Source organism: Paenibacillus sp. FSL R7-0179 (genome assembly GCF_038002265.1).
In the GTDB taxonomy this organism is placed as follows: Bacteria; Bacillota; Bacilli; order Paenibacillales; family Paenibacillaceae; genus Paenibacillus_AQ.
The window spans coordinates 1,665,672-1,686,070 of sequence record NZ_JBBOCC010000001.1 but is presented as its reverse complement, the minus strand read 5'-3'; the positions used below and the strand labels follow the sequence as shown (position 1 = coordinate 1,686,070).

Below are 20,399 nucleotides of genomic sequence, written 5' to 3'. Positions count from 1 at the left end.
TACCTTACAATAGCCCGTAACCTGTAATACCCAAACCACCCCGGGGTATAAACGGCTAAGTGGGGAAAAGCGTAAAAAAACTCCGTTCCCAAAAAAGGGGAAGCGGAGCTGCTTATAAATTAATGGCTAATTATTTACGCTCGGGGTTGGAGCAGTATTCTCATCAGCAGCTGCCGGATCTTCACCTTCTGTACCCCCGGCATCCTCGAAGTAGGCTGTAAATGAGACATTCGCCGTGATAATACTGGAAGTCCCTCCTGCCCCACCTCCGTCCGAGGACCGCTGAAAGGTTAATGTATCCACATTCACTATGCGGGGCAGCTGTTGCAGCGCATGAAGCCAATTACTAATGCCCGAATAATCCCCTTCGACTACAGCCGTCATAGTCAGCGGCTTGACTGTGGGGTACACCGCCGTTCCTGAACCTGTCATGGTCTGAATCGGATTCTCTTGGCCTATACTGAAATTGACATCCTTTAGCTTCGCCCCGGATACTGATCCGATAGAGCGCAGATCCAGAATCATTTGTTCACTGTTGTCACCTTTCGGAAGCTGAGTGAGCAGTGCAGCCTCTTCGGCTTGCTGTGAGGTGTCATTCTTGCGTTCATCAATTTTGCTCTCAAGCAGACTATTCTGTTCATTCAACTGGCTGAGCTCCGATTCCTGATCTTTGACAGTTCGGCTGGTAGGCTGTAGACCAAGCATGAAGAAGGCGAACAGCAACAAAAACAGGATAAGCACGCCCAATGTAATAGGGGACCTGTATTTATTAATTTGTTCCACTGCCATCCCCCTCCCCTGGTGCTTTTAGTAAGCTCACATGATAAACCGCAGTATACGTACCGTACCCTGAAACTGAACCGGACTGTACGGTGGTATCCCCTTCTGTCAGCTTCTGAATTTCAGCCTCCTTTGTGAAGGACATTTTGCGCAGATTGGCCAAATACATCGAGGAAGCTTCCATACTCGGCACCCTTAACGTGAGATCGATGGAATCATGATACGTATAGTTTATACTTCGCAGCAGGCTATCCTGCGGCAAACCCGAAGATAGCTCATTCAATACCGGTACAATAATTGTCCTATAGGAGAGAATTTCATCCACTGCAGCTTTTCTATTCAGAATCCCGGATGTTCCATTTATCTTGGCGAGTTCGCTTTGAAGCATCAGTGAGCGGTCCTGGGCCCCCTGAATTTGTTGCTCGTTCTCTGCGATCTGCCCTTTATTCGTTGCAAAAAATATACCGACCCCTACCGCACCGATTAGCCATATTCCAACAAGAGCGACAGCAACATAGGGGAAAAGCAAGGCCTCCCGGTCTTCCCGCGGCAGCAGGTTAACGGCAAGGGTATTCCTATCCTGCAGGGCTGCTCCGGCAGCTACACGATAATCATTCAGCTCCAGATCAGGAGCACTGTCACCAGCGACATCTTCGAGTCCGATCGTTGTTACCTCAAGCTCCGTCAAGGATTGCTGCAGTTCCTCAAGCAGTTGGTTGCGAATCTGTAGCGGGCCTGTAATTAGGACACTTTGAATTCTCGTACTTCCGTCATGAAGACTGTATTGATAGAAGTTCAGCATGCGCGATATTTCAGCGGTGATCTCCAGCATCCGCCCAGGCCCAAGTAAACCGCCGGCCAGACTAGTCGAGGTAGCCGCAGCTTCACTCATATATTCTATTCCAGCTTGTACAGTGGGCTGTACTCCGCTGTTCAAATCCATTTGATTAATGGTTCGGATAAACACCGGATTACCGCTGCGGAACATATATACGTCAAGAACATTCTGCTCGATATTAATAAGCATCGTATCCTCAAACTCTGCCCTGCGGCCAATGGTCAAGCTACGGGCAAGCGCCGTTGCCGCAATCTCCACCGTACCTACGCGCAGACCTGCTCCTTCAAGCACATCAATATAATCTTGAATGGGCTTACGGGGGGCAGCGAATACCAGAAGATGACTGTTCTCCTCATCCACATCAATCGTGACATAATCATAAACAGGGCTTTCAAAGGGTAAATGAAGTCCTGTCTCCACCTCCAGCTTCACAAGCTGCTCTACCTGCTTCGGATTTGTGCTGGGAATACTCATTTTACGGATGATGATCTGTGATGGCGGAATCGACAGCGAGACCCGTTTACCGCGAAGCCTCTCAACCTTCACCCAGTGCTTGACCGTTTCCAAGAGAGCATCACCATCGGCAACCTGGTTCTCAACAATGAATCCGGGCGGAAGAGGAAGATGCCGCTTCTTGCGTACTTCCCATGACTTTTTGTTCTTAAAGCTGATATAGCGGATTCCCGTCTGCTCAATCGCAAGACCGGCCACCGGGTTCTGAAGTCCAAGCATAAGCCATAAGCCTCCTAATGAATAAGCGAGAGATACCCGCCGATAATCTCTGAACCGTAACCGTAAGCAAGTAATGCTCCCAGAGCAAGCCAAGGACCAAAGGGAATGGGCTGCCCGCGCTTAACGATACCCGCCAATTGGAGTGTACCGCCAACCAGTGTACCTAATAGACATGCTGTGAAGAAGGCAAGCAGCACATTGGGGAACCCTACGGCCAGTCCCAGCAATGCGAACAGCTTACAATCTCCCATACCCATTCCCCCGAACCAGGCAAAGGGTAGAATGATCGCTCCTCCAACAACAGCACCTAGAAAGAATAACCATAACGATCCTTCAATATTTATTAGAGTGAGCACTAACAGGAACGGTGTGAAAAATAGCAGGATTTTGTTCGGTATCAGCATATATTTGAGATCAGCCACTGTCACAATAACAGCCAAACTCGACAATACAATCGCCGTTACCCCTCTAACGGTTACGCCGAATTCCAGATAGGACCACAAGAATAGCAGTCCAGTCGCAAGCTCGCCTAGCGGGTACAGCATGGATACTTTGGCACCGCAATGCCTGCATTTACCACCGCTGGCCAACCAGCTGAGTACCGGCACCAAATCCCGCGGCTTCAGGCGCGTTCCACAACCAGTGCAGTGCGAAGGAGGATGATTGAGCGATTCCCCCGCTGGCACACGCAGAGCAACAACGTTATAGAAGGAGCCTAATATTAGCCCGAGCAGCGTGATATATACAGCAATTACGATGGTCATAGTCCATTCCTTTTGTGTAATGTGATTTGTAAAAAAGGAACCGGAATGATCCGATTCCTAGATAATTAATATTTATTTTATTCTTTCTTTTGACTTAAAACTTGTTCTCCGGTAAAGCTTATTGGTGCATTAGCCCCAGTCCCCGTTGGAGTATGTGAGCTTGTATACAATATCACACTAGTTAGATTTCCGCTTGCGTCAAACGTAACAGTGCCACCACTAATAACCTCCTTATTGCTTGGTAAATAAATATTACCTTCAATGTAGCCTTTATCAGTCAAATCATCAGTAGCTGAACTATCTTTTACATTCACAACTTGACTTTTGAAGGCGCCGTTTTTCTCTGCTGTAACATATAATCTAGCTGCGTCATAGACTTGCCGAGCAGTTGCTAGATCGGAATCCTCCTTAGATTTATTAATAATATTCCCGATCAAAGGAATCGCAATAACCGCAATAATCCCCAGAATAACAATAACCGCCAGTAACTCGATCAGCGTAAAGCCCTTCTGGCCTTCCTCTTTACTCAATCTCTTCTTGATTGCATTTGCTAACATTTGATTTCCTCCTAAAATATAATTTTAAAGGTCTGAATGAGTGCTTGATTCGTTGTATCTGCATTCGTCAGTACGAAGGCTACCTGCCCGCGCCCGGCGTCACCCCTCTCAAAGATGTCTCATCACATATTGCTATAGATACTGAACATTGGCAGCATAATGGCTGCTACGATCACACCGACTACTCCCGCCAGGAACGCTATCAATAACGGCTCAAGTAAAGACTTCAGCCGGTCAACAGTGTTCTCCACATCCATCTCATAGAAATCTGCTATTTTAGACAGCATCTGATCGAGTGCCCCTGTCTCTTCGCCTATAGCGATCATCTGTGTAACCAGCGGCGGAAAGACCCAGGCTTTTTTCAACGGTTCCGACAGAGGCTTTCCTTGTCTGAGTGAGTCCCCTGCGCTGCGTATGTACTTTCCAATTACCTTGTTGCCCGCAATTTCTTCAACAATCGCCAGCGATTGCAGGATCGGCACTGAACTGGCATACAGCGAAGAGAAGGTTCTGGTGAACTGCGCGATAGAACCCTTCTGATTCAGCTTCCCGAACACAGGCACCTTCAGCTTGGCATAATCCAATGCGTAGGCCCCCTTCTCTGTACGCTTCGTTACCTGAAAGGCTACTATGATCACAATCAGACCGATCAGCCAAAAATACCATTGCCCTTGTATACTCTTACTAAGCACAAGCACCATCTTGGTGATAGCCGGAAGCTCTGCATTCATCGACTCGAACATAGTTACGAACTGTGGAACGATAGCCCACAGCAGATAGATAACGGCTGCCACCGCCATAACGCCAACGGTGATCGGATACATCAGCGCAGATTTAATTTTCTCAGTGGTGGTATGCTGCTTCTCAAAATACATCGCCAGCCGTTCCAGCGTTCCTTCAAGGTCCCCGGTCTCCTCACCCGCCCTTACCATACTCACGAACAAATGCGGGAATATCTTTTTGTGATCCTGTATGGCTTGCGAGAAAGCTATTCCCCGCAAAAGACTGGAACTGACATCCTGCAGTGCTTTGGCCAGCGGCTTGCTGTCTGTCTGCTCCGCCAGAATTCGGGTCGCATCAACGATAGATACACCTGCACGGATTAACGTGGCGAACTGGCGGCAGTAAATAATGAAATGAATGGTTTTCACCGGATTACCGATATAAATCTCCATCGACAGAATAGAGCTTTTCTGCTCATTCAGTGAGAAAACAGTAAGTCCCCGCTTGCGGAGTTCCTCCATGGCAATGGACTTATCTTGTGCCGTAAGTTTACCTTTAAGCTGTTTGCCCGCCGAAGTCTTAACCTGATATTCAAATTGAGGCATCGGAACTCACCCCCGCAAGATAGGTTTTAGCTGCCGATGTATCAATTAGCCCTCTAGCCAGACATTCACGGATATTCATCTCCAGCGTATGCATCCCCTGAGCTTTACCGGTCTGCATGATATTCTTGATCTGATGTGTCTTCTCGCTCCGTATCATATTACCGACTGCGGGCGTATTAATCAGAATCTCAGTTGCACTGATTCGCCCCTGGCCTTGAGAGCGTGGGAACAAGCGCTGGGAGACTACTGCCAATAGTACGGAAGCCAGTTGCAAACGGATTTGGTTCTGCTGATGTCCAGGAAATGCATCGATAATCCGGTCTATTGTCTGCGGTGCGTCTGAGGTGTGCAGGGTTGCCATGACCAGGTGGCCGGTTTCAGCTGCGGTTACCGCTGCCGATATCGTCTCCAAGTCGCGCATTTCTCCAAGAAGGATCACATCGGGATCTTGCCGGAGCGCCGCCCTTAAGCCGGTTGGGAAGCTGGCCGTGTCACTTCCAATCTCTCTCTGATCGATAATGCAGGTCCCATGGCTATGTAAAAATTCAATCGGATCTTCCAGCGTAACAATATGTTTACGTTCACGGCTGTTAATATGCTGGATCATTGCCGCTAATGTGGAGGACTTGCCGCTCCCAGTTGGGCCTGTTACCAGAATTAAGCCCTGTGGCTTAAGCGCCAGTGATGAAAGTATCGGCGGGAGCGCCAGCTTCTCCAGGGTCGGAATATCTGCTGGAATACTCCTGGCAGCAATACTGATTCCCCCTCGCTGACGGTAGACGTTCACGCGAAAGCGGACTCCGCCTTCCAACGGGTAGGAGAAGTCATACTCACCCGCTGCCCGGAATGCAGATTCTCTCTCGGGCCCCAGCAGGTCAAGAGCCATCTGTTCAGACTCACCGGGACCAATGAATGCACCCTCCACATTCTCTAACCTGCCGTCAATCCGCAGCACAGGAGGCGAGCCTACAGAGATATGCAAATCAGACGCTCTGGAGGAGTGAGCCAAGTGCAGAAGCTGCATAATCGTTCTTGTTGAAACTGGCATTATGTCTCCTCCTAATCATTAATGGGATACCGTCTCCCGCAACACTTCCTGCAGAGTGGTCATCCCTTGCGAAACTTTAAGCAGACCGTCTTCCATCAGTTGGACCAGGCCGCGTGATTTGGCAGCGGAGCGCAGTTCTTCTACCGAAGCGGAATCAGTGACCAATTGCCGCATTTGATCATCAATAGTCAAAACCTCATGAATGGCAAGCCTGCCACGATATCCGGTAGAGTTACAGCTTCCACAGCCGCTTCCCCGGTGAAGGATATCCGTTCGGAGTCCGTAGCGTTCAAGCATAATCGCTTCCTGCTGGGAAGGTTTATAGGTCTCCTTACAGTCTGTGCAAATTTTGCGCACCAGCCGCTGGGCAACGACACCGATCAATGACGACGCAATCAGATAGGGCTCGACACCCATATCGCGCAGTCGGGATATGCTGCTTACAGCATCGTTAGTATGTAGTGTTGACAGTACCAAGTGTCCTGTCAGTGAAGCCCGGACCGCAATTTCAGCAGTTTCGGTGTCCCGGATCTCTCCAACCATGACAATATTGGGATCTTGACGGAGTATAGAGCGTAATCCCGCTGCGAATGTAAGGCCAATGGCTGGATTAACATGCACCTGATTAATTCCTTCAAGCTGGTACTCCACAGGATCTTCAACCGTGATAATGTTAACAGTCTCCTGATTCAGCTGGCTTAGCGCCGAATACAATGTCGTTGTCTTTCCGCTGCCTGTAGGCCCTGTAATGAGCATGATGCCATACGGACGGCCAATCATTTCCTTGAACAAAGCTGCATTGCCTTCACTGAATCCCAGTGTATCCACTGCCTTGATACCGGTACTGAGATCCAGCAGCCGCAGTACAATTTTCTCCCCATGCATCGTCGGCAATGACGAGACACGAATGTCGATCATCTTGTAGTCGAATTGCATTTTTATCCGGCCATCCTGGGGAAGGCGGCGTTCCGCTATGTTCAAGCGCGCCATGATTTTGAGTCTGGCTGTAATAAATCCCTGCATTTGCTTGGGAATCAGCCGCTCGGTGCGAAGCGTTCCATCAATCCGGTAGCGGATAAGCAGGTTATTCTCGCCGGGATCGACATGAATATCAGACGCGCGCAGTTGAACCGCCTGTTGAATCATCTGATTCACAAGCCGGACAATGGGCGAATCCTCGTCCGTAATTTCTGTCTCTGTAATCTCTTCCTGTGTCGGCAGCTCAATCAGCATCTGGTTCATAGAGTCGCGCATACCATAGTGCCGGGCAATAGCACGCTGCAATTCGTCTCTGGTAGAAATAGCTGGTTCAATCCGGAATCCGGTACTCATCCGCAAATCTTCAATTGCGAAGTAATCCAGCGGATCTGCCATCGCCACCATCAGCTTCCCTCCCTCTTTCAAGAAAGGGAGAACCTGATACCGCTTGGCCATACTTTCTGGAATAATCTGCGTAATCGCCGGATCAATATGGTATTTATGCAAACTGACATGAGGGATACCCAACTGGAATTCCAACACCTCAATCAATTGCTGCTCTGTAATATATCCTTGTGAAATCAGCAGGTCACCTAATTTGCGCTTGGTCTTACGCTGATCTACCAGCGCCTCCTGAAGCTGCTCCTCTGATATAATTCCGTTCTCTACCAGCAAATCTCCCAATCTCTTTTTTATGATTGCCAACCGCAGCTCATCTCCATGCCATGTGGATTATGTAGATTATCGGTTCATATGTGAATCAAAGTACCTATTTTAAATTTTTATAATAAAAATTTAGATAATTAACTTTAAAAATATAATTCTAAAGACTCAAATATCGGGGTATATTTACACATTCCCTCATTGCCTATCTGTGAAATTTATCCTAGAATGATATATAGCATATTATAGGTGATCTTACAATAATTTTAGGGGAAAAATTCAAATTCACTAGTTTAGCCAACTTATATTTTTGTATTGATATAACGGGGAGCGATGGGGATGAAGATGCACAAGTCCGGAACTATGCTTTTTAGCCTTATTTTTATTCTGGTAATCCTGCTTGTCCTTTCAATCAGGACAATAGTCACATCAGTAAATGCAGAATCTTTTGTCTACCCGATTCGAATCTTGGAAGTTACAGACACTGGGACCAGCGAACTCTCACCACTTGTCGCCAAAATGGCAAACGTAGAGTTAAGCACACTAAGCATGAAGCGTTTTGTCGCCCAGCGTGATGATATTGACGGCAAGTATGATATGTTCTATCTTGGCAAAGGTACCTACAGCCCAAGCGGTGTGTCCAGCAAATCTACCGATTCACAGGCAGTCCGTGCAGCAGCACATGTAACTTCAGGGGTGATGAATGACATCACTGCATTGAAGGCCCAGGAAATCATTAAGAATTACATTGATAAGGGACTTCTGGTCATGTTTAATAAACAGCCCTTTGAGATACAAACCGATAGCCAGACCAGTATCTTGTTCAATACATTCAGCAAGTATCTCGGAGACTCGTCTTCAAAATCAAATGTGATTTTCATAAACAGTACAGAATTGCCCGACTGGTTCAATGCACTGAAACAAGGAAATTCAAAGTATTCTCAAATGCTAAATCAACGTCCGAGATTAAGCATAAATAACAAAGATTCAATTATCGATTACACCACCGATCAAACTCACATTTATCGTCCAGGCGATAAGCTGAATTTTAATTTCACCGTACATAATGTTGATGATTTCAATACCCACCCCATATTAGCCAAGCTGTATGTAAGTGTCGATAAATCTATTCCAATGACTGAATCTCAAGTCGTAGAAATTAAAACTCTGAATGATGGTCCAAACGGCAGTATTACCTATACACTCCCCAACACGCTTTCCGGCTTGATATACTGGAAGCTTGAAATTACCGATCATCTTAATCAAAGCAAACTCAAAGATTATAGTAGCGGGACAATCCGTTTCCACGGCAAACAGACGGTCGTTAATATCCTTCAGATTCTGCCTACTATTAGTAATTCTGAACGAAACAGTAGTCTGCTTGATCCGAATAATATGGATTCAAGATTCTTGAAGACAGAAGATTACGAATTGAATATCAGTACGAAGACCATTACCGAGTTCAATAGTTATGTATCTGCTAAATATAAGCAGGACAAGACTTACGGTCTTAACGGCGTGTACGACATGCTGATCTTCGGATTCAGAGATTCTTATAATGCGAATGCGGCTATCAGTAATCTTGCGGCTGAGGGTGTAGTAAATTTCACTCAGATCACCAAGCAGAGTGTCATGTTTACACATGATACAGTTTATCGGCCAGATAGTAATTGGGTTAAATATTTCAAGGAAATTACAGGACAAATTGAGCCTTTGACCAATCTGGGATTAAATGCTCCTAATACCTCCAGAACGGTTACACCGGTTAATGATGGATTACTTACCCAATTTCCATTTTATTTGAGTTCAATTGATAAAAATAACAATCAGATCAATATCCTCACGCCGGCAGTTGCCAATACGCATAATCAGTATTACACACTAAATTTGGAAGATCCGTCGGTTATTCCATGGTATAACATCACCGGCAGTAAACGGGATGTGAATGATAGCTGGAATCACTACTATACTTATTCCAAAGGAAATGTAACCTACTCTGGGACTGGCCATATATTCGTTGCCAACAGTACTGAAAAGTTTCCACTCTGGGAGCAAAAACTGTTCGTAAACACCATGTACCGGGCCTACATTGGCTCTAACCACAAGCCGGAAATTACAGTAAATATGCCTCGGGAGAACGATCTCATTCCGACCTACCAGAATGAAATTACTGTTGATTACAAAGTGGAAGACCCTGACTTAAATGACCGGCAGTTATATACGTCCATTCGCTTTAAGGCAGGAGACAAGTATTTAACTTCCATAGGAATGGCTGAAAAAGAAGTGTTATCTGGAAAACCGGTTCACCAGACATTCACTAATCCGCTGCCGGAAGGCGGAACGCTAACTGTTGAAATCTCAGCCCGGGATAAGCAGGGGGCTCTGGCTGACATCAAGACAATTTCAATTGTTATATTAAAATCCAATGCCAATCTGGAACTATCACGGACCTTGTCTTCCAACGTCAGCCCTGATGGAGTTATCAACAGGAATGAGACATTTACCATGAACTATGTAATACAACCCAAGTCTGTCCGTCTTGACCCAATAGGTACAGCGGATCAGGCGTTCCCATCACAGGTCATTTCCAATATCGAATTTCAGGAGCAACTGCCTGCCAATCTGGAACCTGTAGAAGATTGGCCAGAGGGAATTGAAGCCTCTAGAAATACGGACGGAGGATACACTTTAAACAAAATGCTTGGAAATATAAAGTATACCTTGAAGATGGTAGACGGCAATCAGACGTTTGTTCCCGAATCCAACAAGCCGCTCTCAATCACTCTTAAAGTTAGAGCTGCCGTCACTGGAGCCTACAACCTGGATTATGGGCGAGTCAGTTTTATTGATATCCATGCTGATCCTGACGCGCTGCCAGTGGTATCGTCTCAACCTTCTCCAAGCCCAACTGCCAGTCCTCCCATAGGTCCTGTCTTTAATCCGGCCGTTTCTTCTTCAGGCTCTGTACTCGGGATTGCTGGAGATTATAATGCCTTTGTATTTGGAGACGCTAAAGTAACAGCAACCATAGAAGGAAATCTTGCAGCGAAAGGAAATACCACGGCACGCGCAGTCGATATTAACAAAGCTCTAGGTAGTAAGGTCCCTTATGCCATTGTTACTGGCGGCGATTTAGATTTTCATAATGGACATGTGTACGGCAATATCCTTCATCAGGGAAGCTTTAACAAGGTAGACAGCGGGACCATTGAGGACGGCACTTATGCCAGAGGATCTTTAATAGATTTTGATACAGCTGAATTCTATTATAAGAATTTGTCGGATCAGTTAGGGGCTGCAGTACCTAACGGTACACAGGAATCTAAGTATGGAGGAATGTACCTTCATGGTAACGGAACTGGCACCGATGGCTTAGTTAACTTCAGCATTACTTCTGCGGAATTCGCCAATGTAGGCTGGACAAACACAGAGAATCTCTCGGGCAAAAATATAGTATATACCATTACGGGTTCTGAGATTAATGTGAACAAAGCATTTAGTCTTCCAAGCGGTGTTACAGGCGGGGACCATATCATCTATAACTTCCCGAACGCTGAGAATGTCTCAATATCTGGTGTTCAGCTTTATGGCTCAATTCTTGCGCCTAGAGCGAAGGTAACCTTCACAAACGGCCAAGTTCATGGTAATGTGATTTCCAAGTCGCTGGACGCATCTTCACTGCTGGGTAATCTTCCATATAAAGGTCCTCTTCCGGTTACACCACCGGCGGCTACACCTACAATAGCACCGACACCATCTGCATCACCGACACCATCTGCGTCACCTATTCCGTCGTCCAGTCCGCTTAATCCGACCTATATTAAGTTCCCAGCCATCGCACTCACGGTGATTGAGCGTATTACAGAACTAGCTGTAGAGGATGCAACCCTGCTGATTGGTGACGAACAAATGATGTCTTGGACAATTAAACCTGCTAACAAATCTGATGAGGCCTTAAGCTGGAATTCAAGTGATGATAATATTGTCCATGTAGACTCGAGTGGTATCGTTTCAGGACTGAAGGCTGGTACGGCCACCATTACAGCATTCACTATGGATGGAAGCAATCTGTCGGACACTGCTGAAGTAACAGTTCTTAATCCTACATTAAATATCATCGGGAAAGATGTGGCGAAAGCAGATGAAACTGTAAGATTCACCGCCGAATATCGGCAATCCCATGAAACCGGTCATGAATATTATTGGTCAGCAGTAAATGCTCTGACTGGACAGACTGTAGCGGCAATAACGGGGGTTCCATCCCATCCATCAGAGGCTGACTTTAAGATTAGACAAATCGGCAGTTATACCATTAGTGTTATTGTTAAAACGAATCAGAATCCGGATGGTATTGCTGCAACAAAAAATATCACAGTTGGACTAAATGGCGTAAGCATCTCAGGTCCTACTCAATTGTACATCAATGATAGTAAAACATTGACTGCAATAACAGATCCACTGGACACCGGTGTTTCCAATTATGAGTGGAGCTTAGTCAATATTGAGGATCTGAAATATGCAGGTTTCGTAAATGAAGAGAAGCATACGGTAGCTACTCTAACTACATCCAGTCCTACCGTTAACTTCAAAGGGACAGACATAAAAGATGGAGTGGGCATTGTTGTCAAAGCTGCTGGAATCTCTAGCAGTACCTTTGTAATAAAAGTAATGGAAGAGCCCGATCTGATGTTCGATCCAAGCTCAGGAGCTATTAATGTAGGCACAAGACTTGAACTGCTCTCCAATCTGTATACCACTCCTTATGGGGCTATTCCTGAATATATTGTTCCTAAACTACAATGGTCCATAGTCGGCGGAACTGCTTCAACGATTGATTTAACGTCTAGGGGAGTCGTAACAGGAATTAATCCTACTAAAGCAGATCAACCTGTACAGATCCAAGTTAAATACCTAACGATAAACGGTGACTATAAAACAGCCGTCTATACATTAACCGTGTTGGGCGCCCAAGCCTCTGGTGATAACCGATACTAAGAGGAGATTGTCCAGTTACAACTCATATATGATTTTCACCAAATTAAACAGCCTTGATTCCAAGTGTATGGAATCAAGGCTGTTTAATTTGTCTATTTACTTTGTGGCTTTAATTCGACTGGCCCGGCATTAATACTGATCTGTTTGACTCGCGGCAGGCCCACCTTTTGATGCTCAAATACCTTCTCATTATAACGAATACTGAACCTAGAAGCAGAAGGATCTGGCTGATTCTGGTCTTCGAAATTAAATTCGTATTTCCCAGGCTCATTGATTACATGATCTCCCACTACAGCATTGATTGTAAGTGTGCCTTTTGCAAAAAAACCTCCATTTAGTGAAAAAATCGATCCAACTCCGTACAGTTCCGCTGTGCTGTCTGTATAGAAAAAGGCTTGCAGATTCGTAGCCTTCTCTTTGAACTCATCCACTCTATTAAGTAAGACTGGGCCTTTGGAGATCACGACCAGTTCTTTCTCATCTTTTCCTGAGATGCTTGCATTAATGATCTTTGTCTCTCCAAGAGTGTACAAAGTAGAGTCGAATTTTACGTTCCCCTCTATATACAAATCTCCCGTCACCAGGAGATTTGCTTGAATGGTAATCCAGCTACTTGGATTACTGCTGACCAGCTTAAGATCTCCGTTGATGATTACCCAGTTGGAGAACTGCTCACCGGAATTGTCCGTACGATTGGCTTTAGAGATATCTGTAATATTATCTATATAAGTGTCTTTATTAATGTCACCTAGATACAAATTCCCATTATATATAGCGCTGGTAGACAAGTTAGCTAACTTCGCCTTAAAGGCAGCAAATGCCTCCTTATACTGCTCCTCTCTCCAATCCTCCAGTTCTTTCCCTTCCAGCTCTTCATTCTCAATCTGGTCATAATCACTTCGTTGGGGCATCTTAAGTACTTCAGGAATTTGGTTACTTGTTCCATTAGGATTAATGAAAGAGCTTACCAGCCTTTGTCCTCTTTCTGTCGGAGTTTCATTAGATTCCTCAGGTAATCTAAATCCATAGTATACATTTGAGAAATTCCGTTTATTCGCCACTGATCCCGAAGCCTCAGAAATTTTATCTAAAAAAGAGTCCTCCACATCGATTTGTACTAAAGTCTTTTTTTTCTTGATCAGCGAGTTTTCATAGGCTTGCTTCACCCTTTCATTAACCAGTTTATATTGTTCTCCCTCAGTGGGCACTTCCACATAACTTCCCCCGTTCCAATACTGTATCTCATTAAGCGACTGTACGTGGGCCTCTCCTTCGAGCAAAGGATAGAGCGTGGGCTGATTTAGCTCTCTCCCATTATGCATATAGAAGGCAAGAGGGCTAAGTTTCAGTTGTCCGCCAGCATACAAATTCCCCTTAATAAATGGAGCACCATTCAGAATAACATCTCCCTCAGATCCTAAAGAATAATTTAAGAAGTCGGGGAAAGTTGTAACGGTTACTCTCTGCTCCAGATTCCGGGAGATGCCGTTCACATCTGCATTGGCTTGTATCACCACTGCATATTGACTCCCGGTAGATGCCGATTCATCCAGAGTTATGCTGGTAATACGGTTGGCTGCCCCATTGATATTGGTTAAAGACTGGAATTCTGAGGCTTGATCTTGCAGTTTTTTTAGAAACTGTTGAATGTCGCTATTCAACTCATTCTGTGGCCGATCAATTCCCTGCTCCAGCATCTGGTTTAACCTCTGAGTCATATAAGCAATAACCTCGTCTATTTTCTTCTGGGCCAAATGCAGACTCTGTACATCGTTCTCACGGGTCTCTGCACGCTTAGCCCCTCCTACTGTTGCACTAAGGACTCCTACACCAAGGATGGTTAGCAGCAGGACTATAAACATAACCAGGACAAGCACTGACCCCTGTTGCGAAGCCAGCCGTTTTTTCAAATTAACTTCACGTTCACCACCGCAACTTGGATTTCCTTGATTACGCATCTCCGCCCTCCTAATATCCAAATTGGCTTTTTAATTCCAGCATATTGTCTGAGCTGCCTTTATATTTCAATACCAGATCAATTTCAATGGTTCCCGAGCCGCAAAGTGAGCTGATTGTACATTCCCGCCCGTCTGCCGTATATGCAGTAACCTTGGAGTCACCAAGCTCTGAACGAATTGCAAGTGGTGAATTCGTCCCCTGTTCGGTTCCGTTACCAGAGATAATTATTTGATTCCCCTCGACTATAATTGCCTCTTTCTTTTCTCTGCCGCTTCTGCTGAGTTCTATCCCCCCATTTATGTTCTGAACCTTATCTGGTGCGTATGTATAGAGTTTAGTAATTATAGCTGACATAATTAAATCGGCCTCATCCCGGAGCTCATTCTGAATTGTAATCTTGTCGTAGCTTCTTACACCAAATAGGGTAAGTCCGGAAATTATGCCCGCGATCATAGCAAACACTGTAAGTGATGCAATCAATTCAATCAAAGTAAATCCCTGCTCCCGAGATTGCATACGTCTAACGAATTCTTTCATCGGTGATATACCCCTCCACCTTTATGTCATATACCGGCTGATTCCCCGGATCTACGCGTCTTACTTTCACCAACACGGGAAGAAGATATTTTTGCGAATTAGACAGGTCAATGGAGGGTGCGCCACTGGAAGGTGAAGGCTCTTCTTCCTTGTTCCATAATTCGGGCTGGTATACCACATCAATCTGATAGGCAATTCCATTAACTACGGGATTTAGAACACTAGCTGGAGAACCTGTAAAATTAATAACATTTGTTAATACACAGCCGCTGCTCTTACAGTCTTCTGCTTTAATAACAGCATCGGAAGGATGATCAATAAAATACTTATTAATCTCCCCAAAATCCTGCTTCTCCATATAAAACAAAGCGTTCCGCGCCAGATTGACCATGATCGTCTTGTTCTGGTTGGACTTGGAATAGGTCATGGCATTGGTAAAATAAGAAGTCAGCACCAGGGACACTATCGACAAAATGACGATGGCGGCCAGCACCTCGATTAAGGTGAAGCCCGCTTCCTTGCCCCGCTCGCGGCTGCGGTTCCATGGGTCTTTCCAGGACATTGTGTTCGCTCCCTATACTCTATTGAAATTCAATTATGGGTTTATCCATGTCTTCAGTCCTGTGTCCTTGCGTGTTTCTATGAATCTTTCTACCTACTTCCATTATATTCTTTCTCCTCCGACAGCAGCAATGCCTGCGGGCAATAAATCTACAGTTTATATCAGGTAGGGGCTGTGCTATCATGTGGGCAGAAAGGGGATACGCAAATGGCTTTGATTGAATGTAAATTTTATTCGGAGGTGCTGGGGCTCAGTACTTCGATGACTGTTATTCTGCCGCAGCAGACCACTACGCAGATCGGAATGAGCAATGTCTCCAAAGGGAACCTACACCCCACCCTGTACCTGCTGCACGGTCTGTCTGACGATGATTCGATCTGGCTGCGCCGGACCTCGATTGAGCGTTATGTGGCGGAGCTGGGTATCGCTGTTGTTATGCCGCAGGTTCACCGCAGCTTCTATACGGATATGGAGGCAGGCGGCAAGTACTGGACGTTCATCAGTGAGGAGCTACCGGCGCTGGCCCGTTCCTTCTTCCCGTTGTCGGCCAAGCGCGAGGATAATTTCGTGGCGGGATTGTCAATGGGCGGATACGGGGCGATGAAGCTGGGACTGCGCAAGCCGCAGGACTGGGCTGCTGCAGCAAGTCTGTCGGGAGCACTCGATATGGCACATAATTTCTTGAACTTTGAAGATCCCTCGCAGAAGACCAAGGATTATTTGCAGATTTTTGGGGACAAGGACATTGCTGGCACTCCGGAAGATCTGCTCTGGCTGCTTGAGGAAGTGAACCGCTCCAAAGGGCCGAAGCCGCTGCTCTATCAGTGCTGTGGAACCGAGGATTTCCTCTATGAGGACAATCAGGTCTTCCGTAAGGCCTGCTCCAAGACCAAGCTGTCTCTAACCTACGAAGAGGGGCCGGGAGCGCATGAGTGGGGATACTGGGATGCCAAGATCCGCGATGTACTGAAGTGGCTGCCGCTAAGCAAGTAGAGGGTTTGATATTGTAAGCGGATAAATTCATAAGTGGAAACGGCATTGCCGTCCTTTTAAAGGACGGTACCGTTTCAGCGAGAAGGATAAGGATGATTTTAGCGCGAAGCATGTACATTCTTATCTCTACATAAAAGGGACCTGGACAAGTCATCCAGCGTCCCCTTTTTATTAGGCTCCCACGTATTCATGTGCCGCTCCCTGCCAGCAGATTCACGATGATGTCCATTTGTTGTTCTATTGAAATCGGATCACTGAAAAGAAATTGGTTGAAGTCAATATTGTAGACCTTGCCCGCTCTCCCGGCCGGTGAATTCTGAATGAGCTTGTCCACTTTCTTCAGATCAGCCTCGGCCCCTTCATTCACAGCGAGAAATAACCGGTCACCGATGAACTCAGGAATCAACTCGTTAGAGATTTCCCAGGTATCTCCGTGAATGACCTCTTTCTCAATCTTATCGTTAGGCTTCAGGCCCAGATATTTATACACGATGTTGCCGCCCAGATTGGTATCGCCGTATATGAATACTGCACCGGAACGCACATTCAGAATGGAGAAGGTTTCGCCCGGTTCAATGTACGGAGTAATCTTTTCTTTGGATTGTTGTATTTTTGCCGCAAAATCCTTGTTCCACTGTTCCGCCTCCGCCTGCTTGCCCAGAATGTCACCGAACATTACCACATCCTTGACCGGATCATTATACTGTTCCACCACAAGGGTTGGCGCAATCTGACTGAGTGCTTCGTACCCTCCATCGACTACCTCCGCGAATGGCGCTGTTGTAATAATCAGATCAGGCGCAAGCGACAGGATCTTCTCCGCATCCGGCGTAGAACCGACATCTTCAATATCCGAGACATCGCTTAACAGCGGATTGTTCAGGATGAAGGTGGTGGCACCTACCGGCTTCACTCCCAGCGCCATCAATTCCCCCAGATGAAAAAGACTGACTACCCGCTGGGGCTTCACCGGAATCTCAGTCTCCCCCTTCAAATGCCTATACATACGCGTATCTGCGGACCCTCTGTCTATAGCGGTATTAGTAGAAATAGGCTCAGAGCCTGCAGTTCCAGTATTGCTGCCTGTCTGACATGCACTTAGGAATAAGGCTGTGCATAACAATAGTGTGGCCCCAAAGGCCGGCCTTGAAAATCTAAACATCGATAGTTCCCCTTCCTCACTATGTTGATAATAATTCTCATTATCATTATGAGAAACAGGCTCATCAGATACAATAGACGATTTCAGCAGAAGCAATGGATTATTCAGAACCCTGTGGCGGTTGTTCTCCCGGAAGCGCTGCGGCGGGAAGCCGGTATGTTTTTTGAACAAACGGCTGAAATAATAGACGTCGGCATAACCAACTCTGCCAGCTATCTCCTGGATTCGGGCTTCTGATTGCAGCAGCAGCTGCTTGGATCTGCGGATACGTACATGAATCAGATAATCGATTGGGCCAAACCCCAGCTGATTTTTGAACATGCGGAATAAGTAGCTTGTGCTGCAATTGCACATTCCGGCCAACACCTCTGCGGTAATCGGTTCGCTGTAATGCTCATGAATGTAGTGAATGGCTTCGGTGACAACCTTAGGCCGGTTCGTCTCCTGTGCTGAGATGTGAACTTGCCGCATGACCTCGTACACAAATTCATGAAAAACACTCTGTGCCTGAAGCTTATCCAGCGGGGCGGTATGCTGGCACAGTCTATTCATTGCCTCGCACTTCTCCTGCAAAGGCAGCATTGCATAGGGAGCGAACGCATACGGCACATTGAAGCTCTCCTGGTCCTCCTTTGACTCACAGACGGCTTGGTAGCAAATGAAATAACCGACAAATTCGTGATCTAGCGGCGTAAGCTTGAGCTCCATCTTCGGGCCCCCATGCAGAATAGGTGCAGACCGGGTGGAATAGACCGTTCCCGATAAACTTACAGACGTCTCACCGTGCACAGTCAGCAGGAAGAAGCTCGCGGATGCCATGTGATACCCAGGTACCGTCCCCTTTTGCACAGCGAACTGTTGAACATCCAGCAGTCTGACAGCGGCGCGGCTCCAGCGTTCCATGTGAACTTCCCAATCCATACCTTCCCTCCTATCAACAGATCCGCATAGACATTCTTATATCTCAAAAAAAGACTGTCCTTCTGCAGCCTCAGCTGCAAAAGACAGTCTCTAAATGCCTTCTGCAATCCTCTGCCCCTGGCAGGCATTGCAGACGATCTGCGTTAATCTTACACGGCTCCGCTATGCTGCTTCACCCATTCACCCGCCGCCAACAGAGCCGCCTCGGCCCGTTCAATAGCAGCCTGCACCTGAACCGTGGCGGTACCGCCGTAGACATTACGGGCGTTCACCACAGCCTCCGGCTGGAGCACCGCATAGATCTGGTCGTCGAACAGCGGCGAGAACTGCTTGAATTCGTCCAGCGTCAGATCCAGCAGGAACTTGCCCTCGTTGATGCAATACAGGACGGTCTTGCCGATCACCTCATGCGCCTGACGGAACGGCAGGCCTTTGCCTACCAGGAAGTCGGCGATATCGGTCGCGTTGGAGAAGTCCGTATTCACCGCTTCGCGCATCCGCGCCTTGTTCACCTTCATGGTGGAGATCATCGGTGCGAACAGCTGCAAGGCCCCTGTAAGGGTAGCAACGGTATCGAACATGCCTTCCTTGTCTTCCTGCATGTCCTTGTTATAGGCCAGTGGCAGCGACTTCAGAACGGTCAGGAGTCCGATCAGGTTGCCGTAGACACGGCCGGTTTTGCCGCGTACCAGCTCCGGCACATCCGGGTTCTTCTTCTGCGGCATGATGCTGCTGCCGGTGCAGAAGGCATCGTCCAGCTCCACGAAGCTGAATTCGGTGCTGCTCCACAGCACCAGCTCTTCGCTAAGACGGGACAAGTGAGTCATCACGAGCGATGCATTCGCCAGGAACTCCACGATGAAGTCGCGGTCACTGACTGCGTCCAGACTGTTCTCATAGACGCTATCGAAGCCAAGCTGCTCGGCCACGAAGTGGCGGTCGATCGGGAACGTCGTTCCCGCCAGCGCCCCGGCACCCAGCGGCAGCACGTTGATCCGCTTGTAGCTGTCGGTCAGGCGCTCCGCGTCGCGGCGGAACATCGATACGTACGCCAGCAGATGATGCGCGAACAGAATTGGCTGTGCCCGCTGCAGGTGGGTATATCCTGGAACGATCGTCTCCAGGTTATCCTTGGCCTGCCCGATCAGCGCACCCTGCAGCTCATGCAGCAGGGCTACCAGCTCCACCACGCGGTTACGCAGGTAGAGGTGCATATCTGTAGCCACCTGATCGTTGCGGCTGCGTCCGGTGTGCAGCTTGCCGCCAACCGGGCCAATCTCTTCGATCAGGTTCTTTTCAATATTCATGTGGATATCTTCATCGGCAACCGAGAACACAATCTCCCCCGCCCGTACCTTGTCCAGTACCTTCGCGAGCCCGTTCTTGATCGTCTCGACATCCTCCTGCGGCAGAATTCCGCATTTGCCCAGCATCGTGACATGCGCCAGACTGCCCTGCACATCCTCTTCCGCCAGCACTTTATCGAATTCGATAGAAGCCGTATATTCCTCTACCAGCTTGTTCGTTCCTTTGGTAAAACGTCCGCCCCACAGCTTACTCACCAGTTGTTCCTCCTTGATAG

The 20,399-nt window shown here is 47.1% G+C and carries 14 protein-coding genes; 2 read left to right on the top strand and 12 right to left on the bottom strand.

Features of this window, described 5'->3' with window-relative positions; translation table 11 throughout:
• Positions 1-126: 126 nt before the first annotated feature.
• The 7 genes from pilO to MKX63_RS07320 all read right to left on the bottom strand — a co-directional run bounded on the left by pilO (position 127) and on the right by MKX63_RS07320 (position 7,730).
• Positions 127-783 carry a type 4a pilus biogenesis protein PilO gene (gene pilO, locus MKX63_RS07350; RefSeq protein ID WP_341016260.1) on the bottom strand — a complete coding sequence of 219 codons (657 nt, stop codon included), beginning with the start codon at positions 781-783 and terminating at the stop codon, positions 127-129.
• Positions 770-2,350 carry a pilus assembly protein PilM gene (pilM, locus tag MKX63_RS07345; RefSeq protein ID WP_341016258.1) on the bottom strand — a complete coding sequence of 527 codons (1,581 nt, stop codon included), beginning with the start codon at positions 2,348-2,350 and terminating at the stop codon, positions 770-772. The genes pilO and pilM overlap by 14 nt, the downstream gene beginning before the upstream one ends.
• 14 nt (positions 2,351-2,364) lie before the next feature.
• Positions 2,365-3,114, bottom strand: coding sequence for a prepilin peptidase (locus tag MKX63_RS07340; protein ID WP_341016256.1), 750 nt, complete (start codon positions 3,112-3,114; stop codon positions 2,365-2,367).
• A 77-nt stretch (positions 3,115-3,191) separates the two neighbouring features.
• Positions 3,192-3,671 (bottom strand): type II secretion system protein, encoded by a 480-nt coding sequence (locus tag MKX63_RS07335; RefSeq protein ID WP_341016255.1) that lies wholly within the window; start codon positions 3,669-3,671, stop codon positions 3,192-3,194.
• A gap of 122 nt (positions 3,672-3,793) precedes the next feature.
• Positions 3,794-4,999, bottom strand: coding sequence for a type II secretion system F family protein (locus tag MKX63_RS07330; RefSeq protein WP_341016254.1), 1,206 nt, complete (start codon positions 4,997-4,999; stop codon positions 3,794-3,796).
• Complete coding sequence (locus MKX63_RS07325) at positions 4,986-6,047, bottom strand: type IV pilus twitching motility protein PilT (protein WP_341016252.1); 1,062 nt, start codon at positions 6,045-6,047, stop codon at positions 4,986-4,988. Before MKX63_RS07325 ends, MKX63_RS07330 begins: the two co-directional genes overlap by 14 nt.
• Before the next feature lie 18 nt (positions 6,048-6,065).
• Positions 6,066-7,730, bottom strand: coding sequence for a GspE/PulE family protein (locus MKX63_RS07320; RefSeq protein ID WP_341016250.1), 1,665 nt, complete (start codon positions 7,728-7,730; stop codon positions 6,066-6,068).
• 297 nt (positions 7,731-8,027) lie between these two features.
• On the opposite strand from MKX63_RS07320, the gene MKX63_RS07315 reads away from it, so the two are divergent.
• Entirely contained in the window at positions 8,028-12,683 is a 4,656-nt protein-coding gene (locus tag MKX63_RS07315) for a DUF5057 domain-containing protein (protein ID WP_341016249.1), read from the top strand.
• A gap of 92 nt (positions 12,684-12,775) precedes the next feature.
• Here the strand turns inward: MKX63_RS07315 and MKX63_RS07310 are convergent, their stop codons facing one another.
• From MKX63_RS07310 to MKX63_RS07300, 3 genes are read right to left on the bottom strand one after another with little or no spacing between them, the layout of a single operon-like run.
• Positions 12,776-14,641, bottom strand: a complete 1,866-nt coding sequence (locus MKX63_RS07310; protein WP_341016248.1) for a hypothetical protein — start codon at positions 14,639-14,641, stop codon at positions 12,776-12,778.
• 10 nt (positions 14,642-14,651) lie between these two features.
• Positions 14,652-15,179 carry a PulJ/GspJ family protein gene (locus MKX63_RS07305; protein WP_341016247.1) on the bottom strand — a complete coding sequence of 176 codons (528 nt, stop codon included), beginning with the start codon at positions 15,177-15,179 and terminating at the stop codon, positions 14,652-14,654.
• Positions 15,163-15,741 (bottom strand): type IV pilus modification PilV family protein, encoded by a 579-nt coding sequence (locus MKX63_RS07300; protein ID WP_341016245.1) that lies wholly within the window; start codon positions 15,739-15,741, stop codon positions 15,163-15,165. Before MKX63_RS07300 ends, MKX63_RS07305 begins: the two co-directional genes overlap by 17 nt.
• A gap of 207 nt (positions 15,742-15,948) precedes the next feature.
• On the opposite strand from MKX63_RS07300, the gene MKX63_RS07295 reads away from it, so the two are divergent.
• A complete protein-coding gene (locus MKX63_RS07295; protein WP_341016244.1) occupies positions 15,949-16,734 on the top strand; it encodes an alpha/beta hydrolase in 786 nt (261 codons plus the stop codon).
• A 187-nt stretch (positions 16,735-16,921) separates the two neighbouring features.
• Here the strand turns inward: MKX63_RS07295 and MKX63_RS07290 are convergent, their stop codons facing one another.
• Both MKX63_RS07290 and argH read right to left on the bottom strand, forming a co-directional pair.
• Complete coding sequence (locus MKX63_RS07290) at positions 16,922-18,817, bottom strand: AraC family transcriptional regulator (protein ID WP_341016242.1); 1,896 nt, start codon at positions 18,815-18,817, stop codon at positions 16,922-16,924.
• A 149-nt stretch (positions 18,818-18,966) separates the two neighbouring features.
• The gene (argH, locus tag MKX63_RS07285) at positions 18,967-20,379 is read right to left on the bottom strand and encodes an argininosuccinate lyase (RefSeq protein ID WP_341016240.1); all 1,413 of its coding nucleotides are present in this window, start codon (positions 20,377-20,379) and stop codon (positions 18,967-18,969) included.
• Positions 20,380-20,399 lie beyond the last annotated feature (20 nt).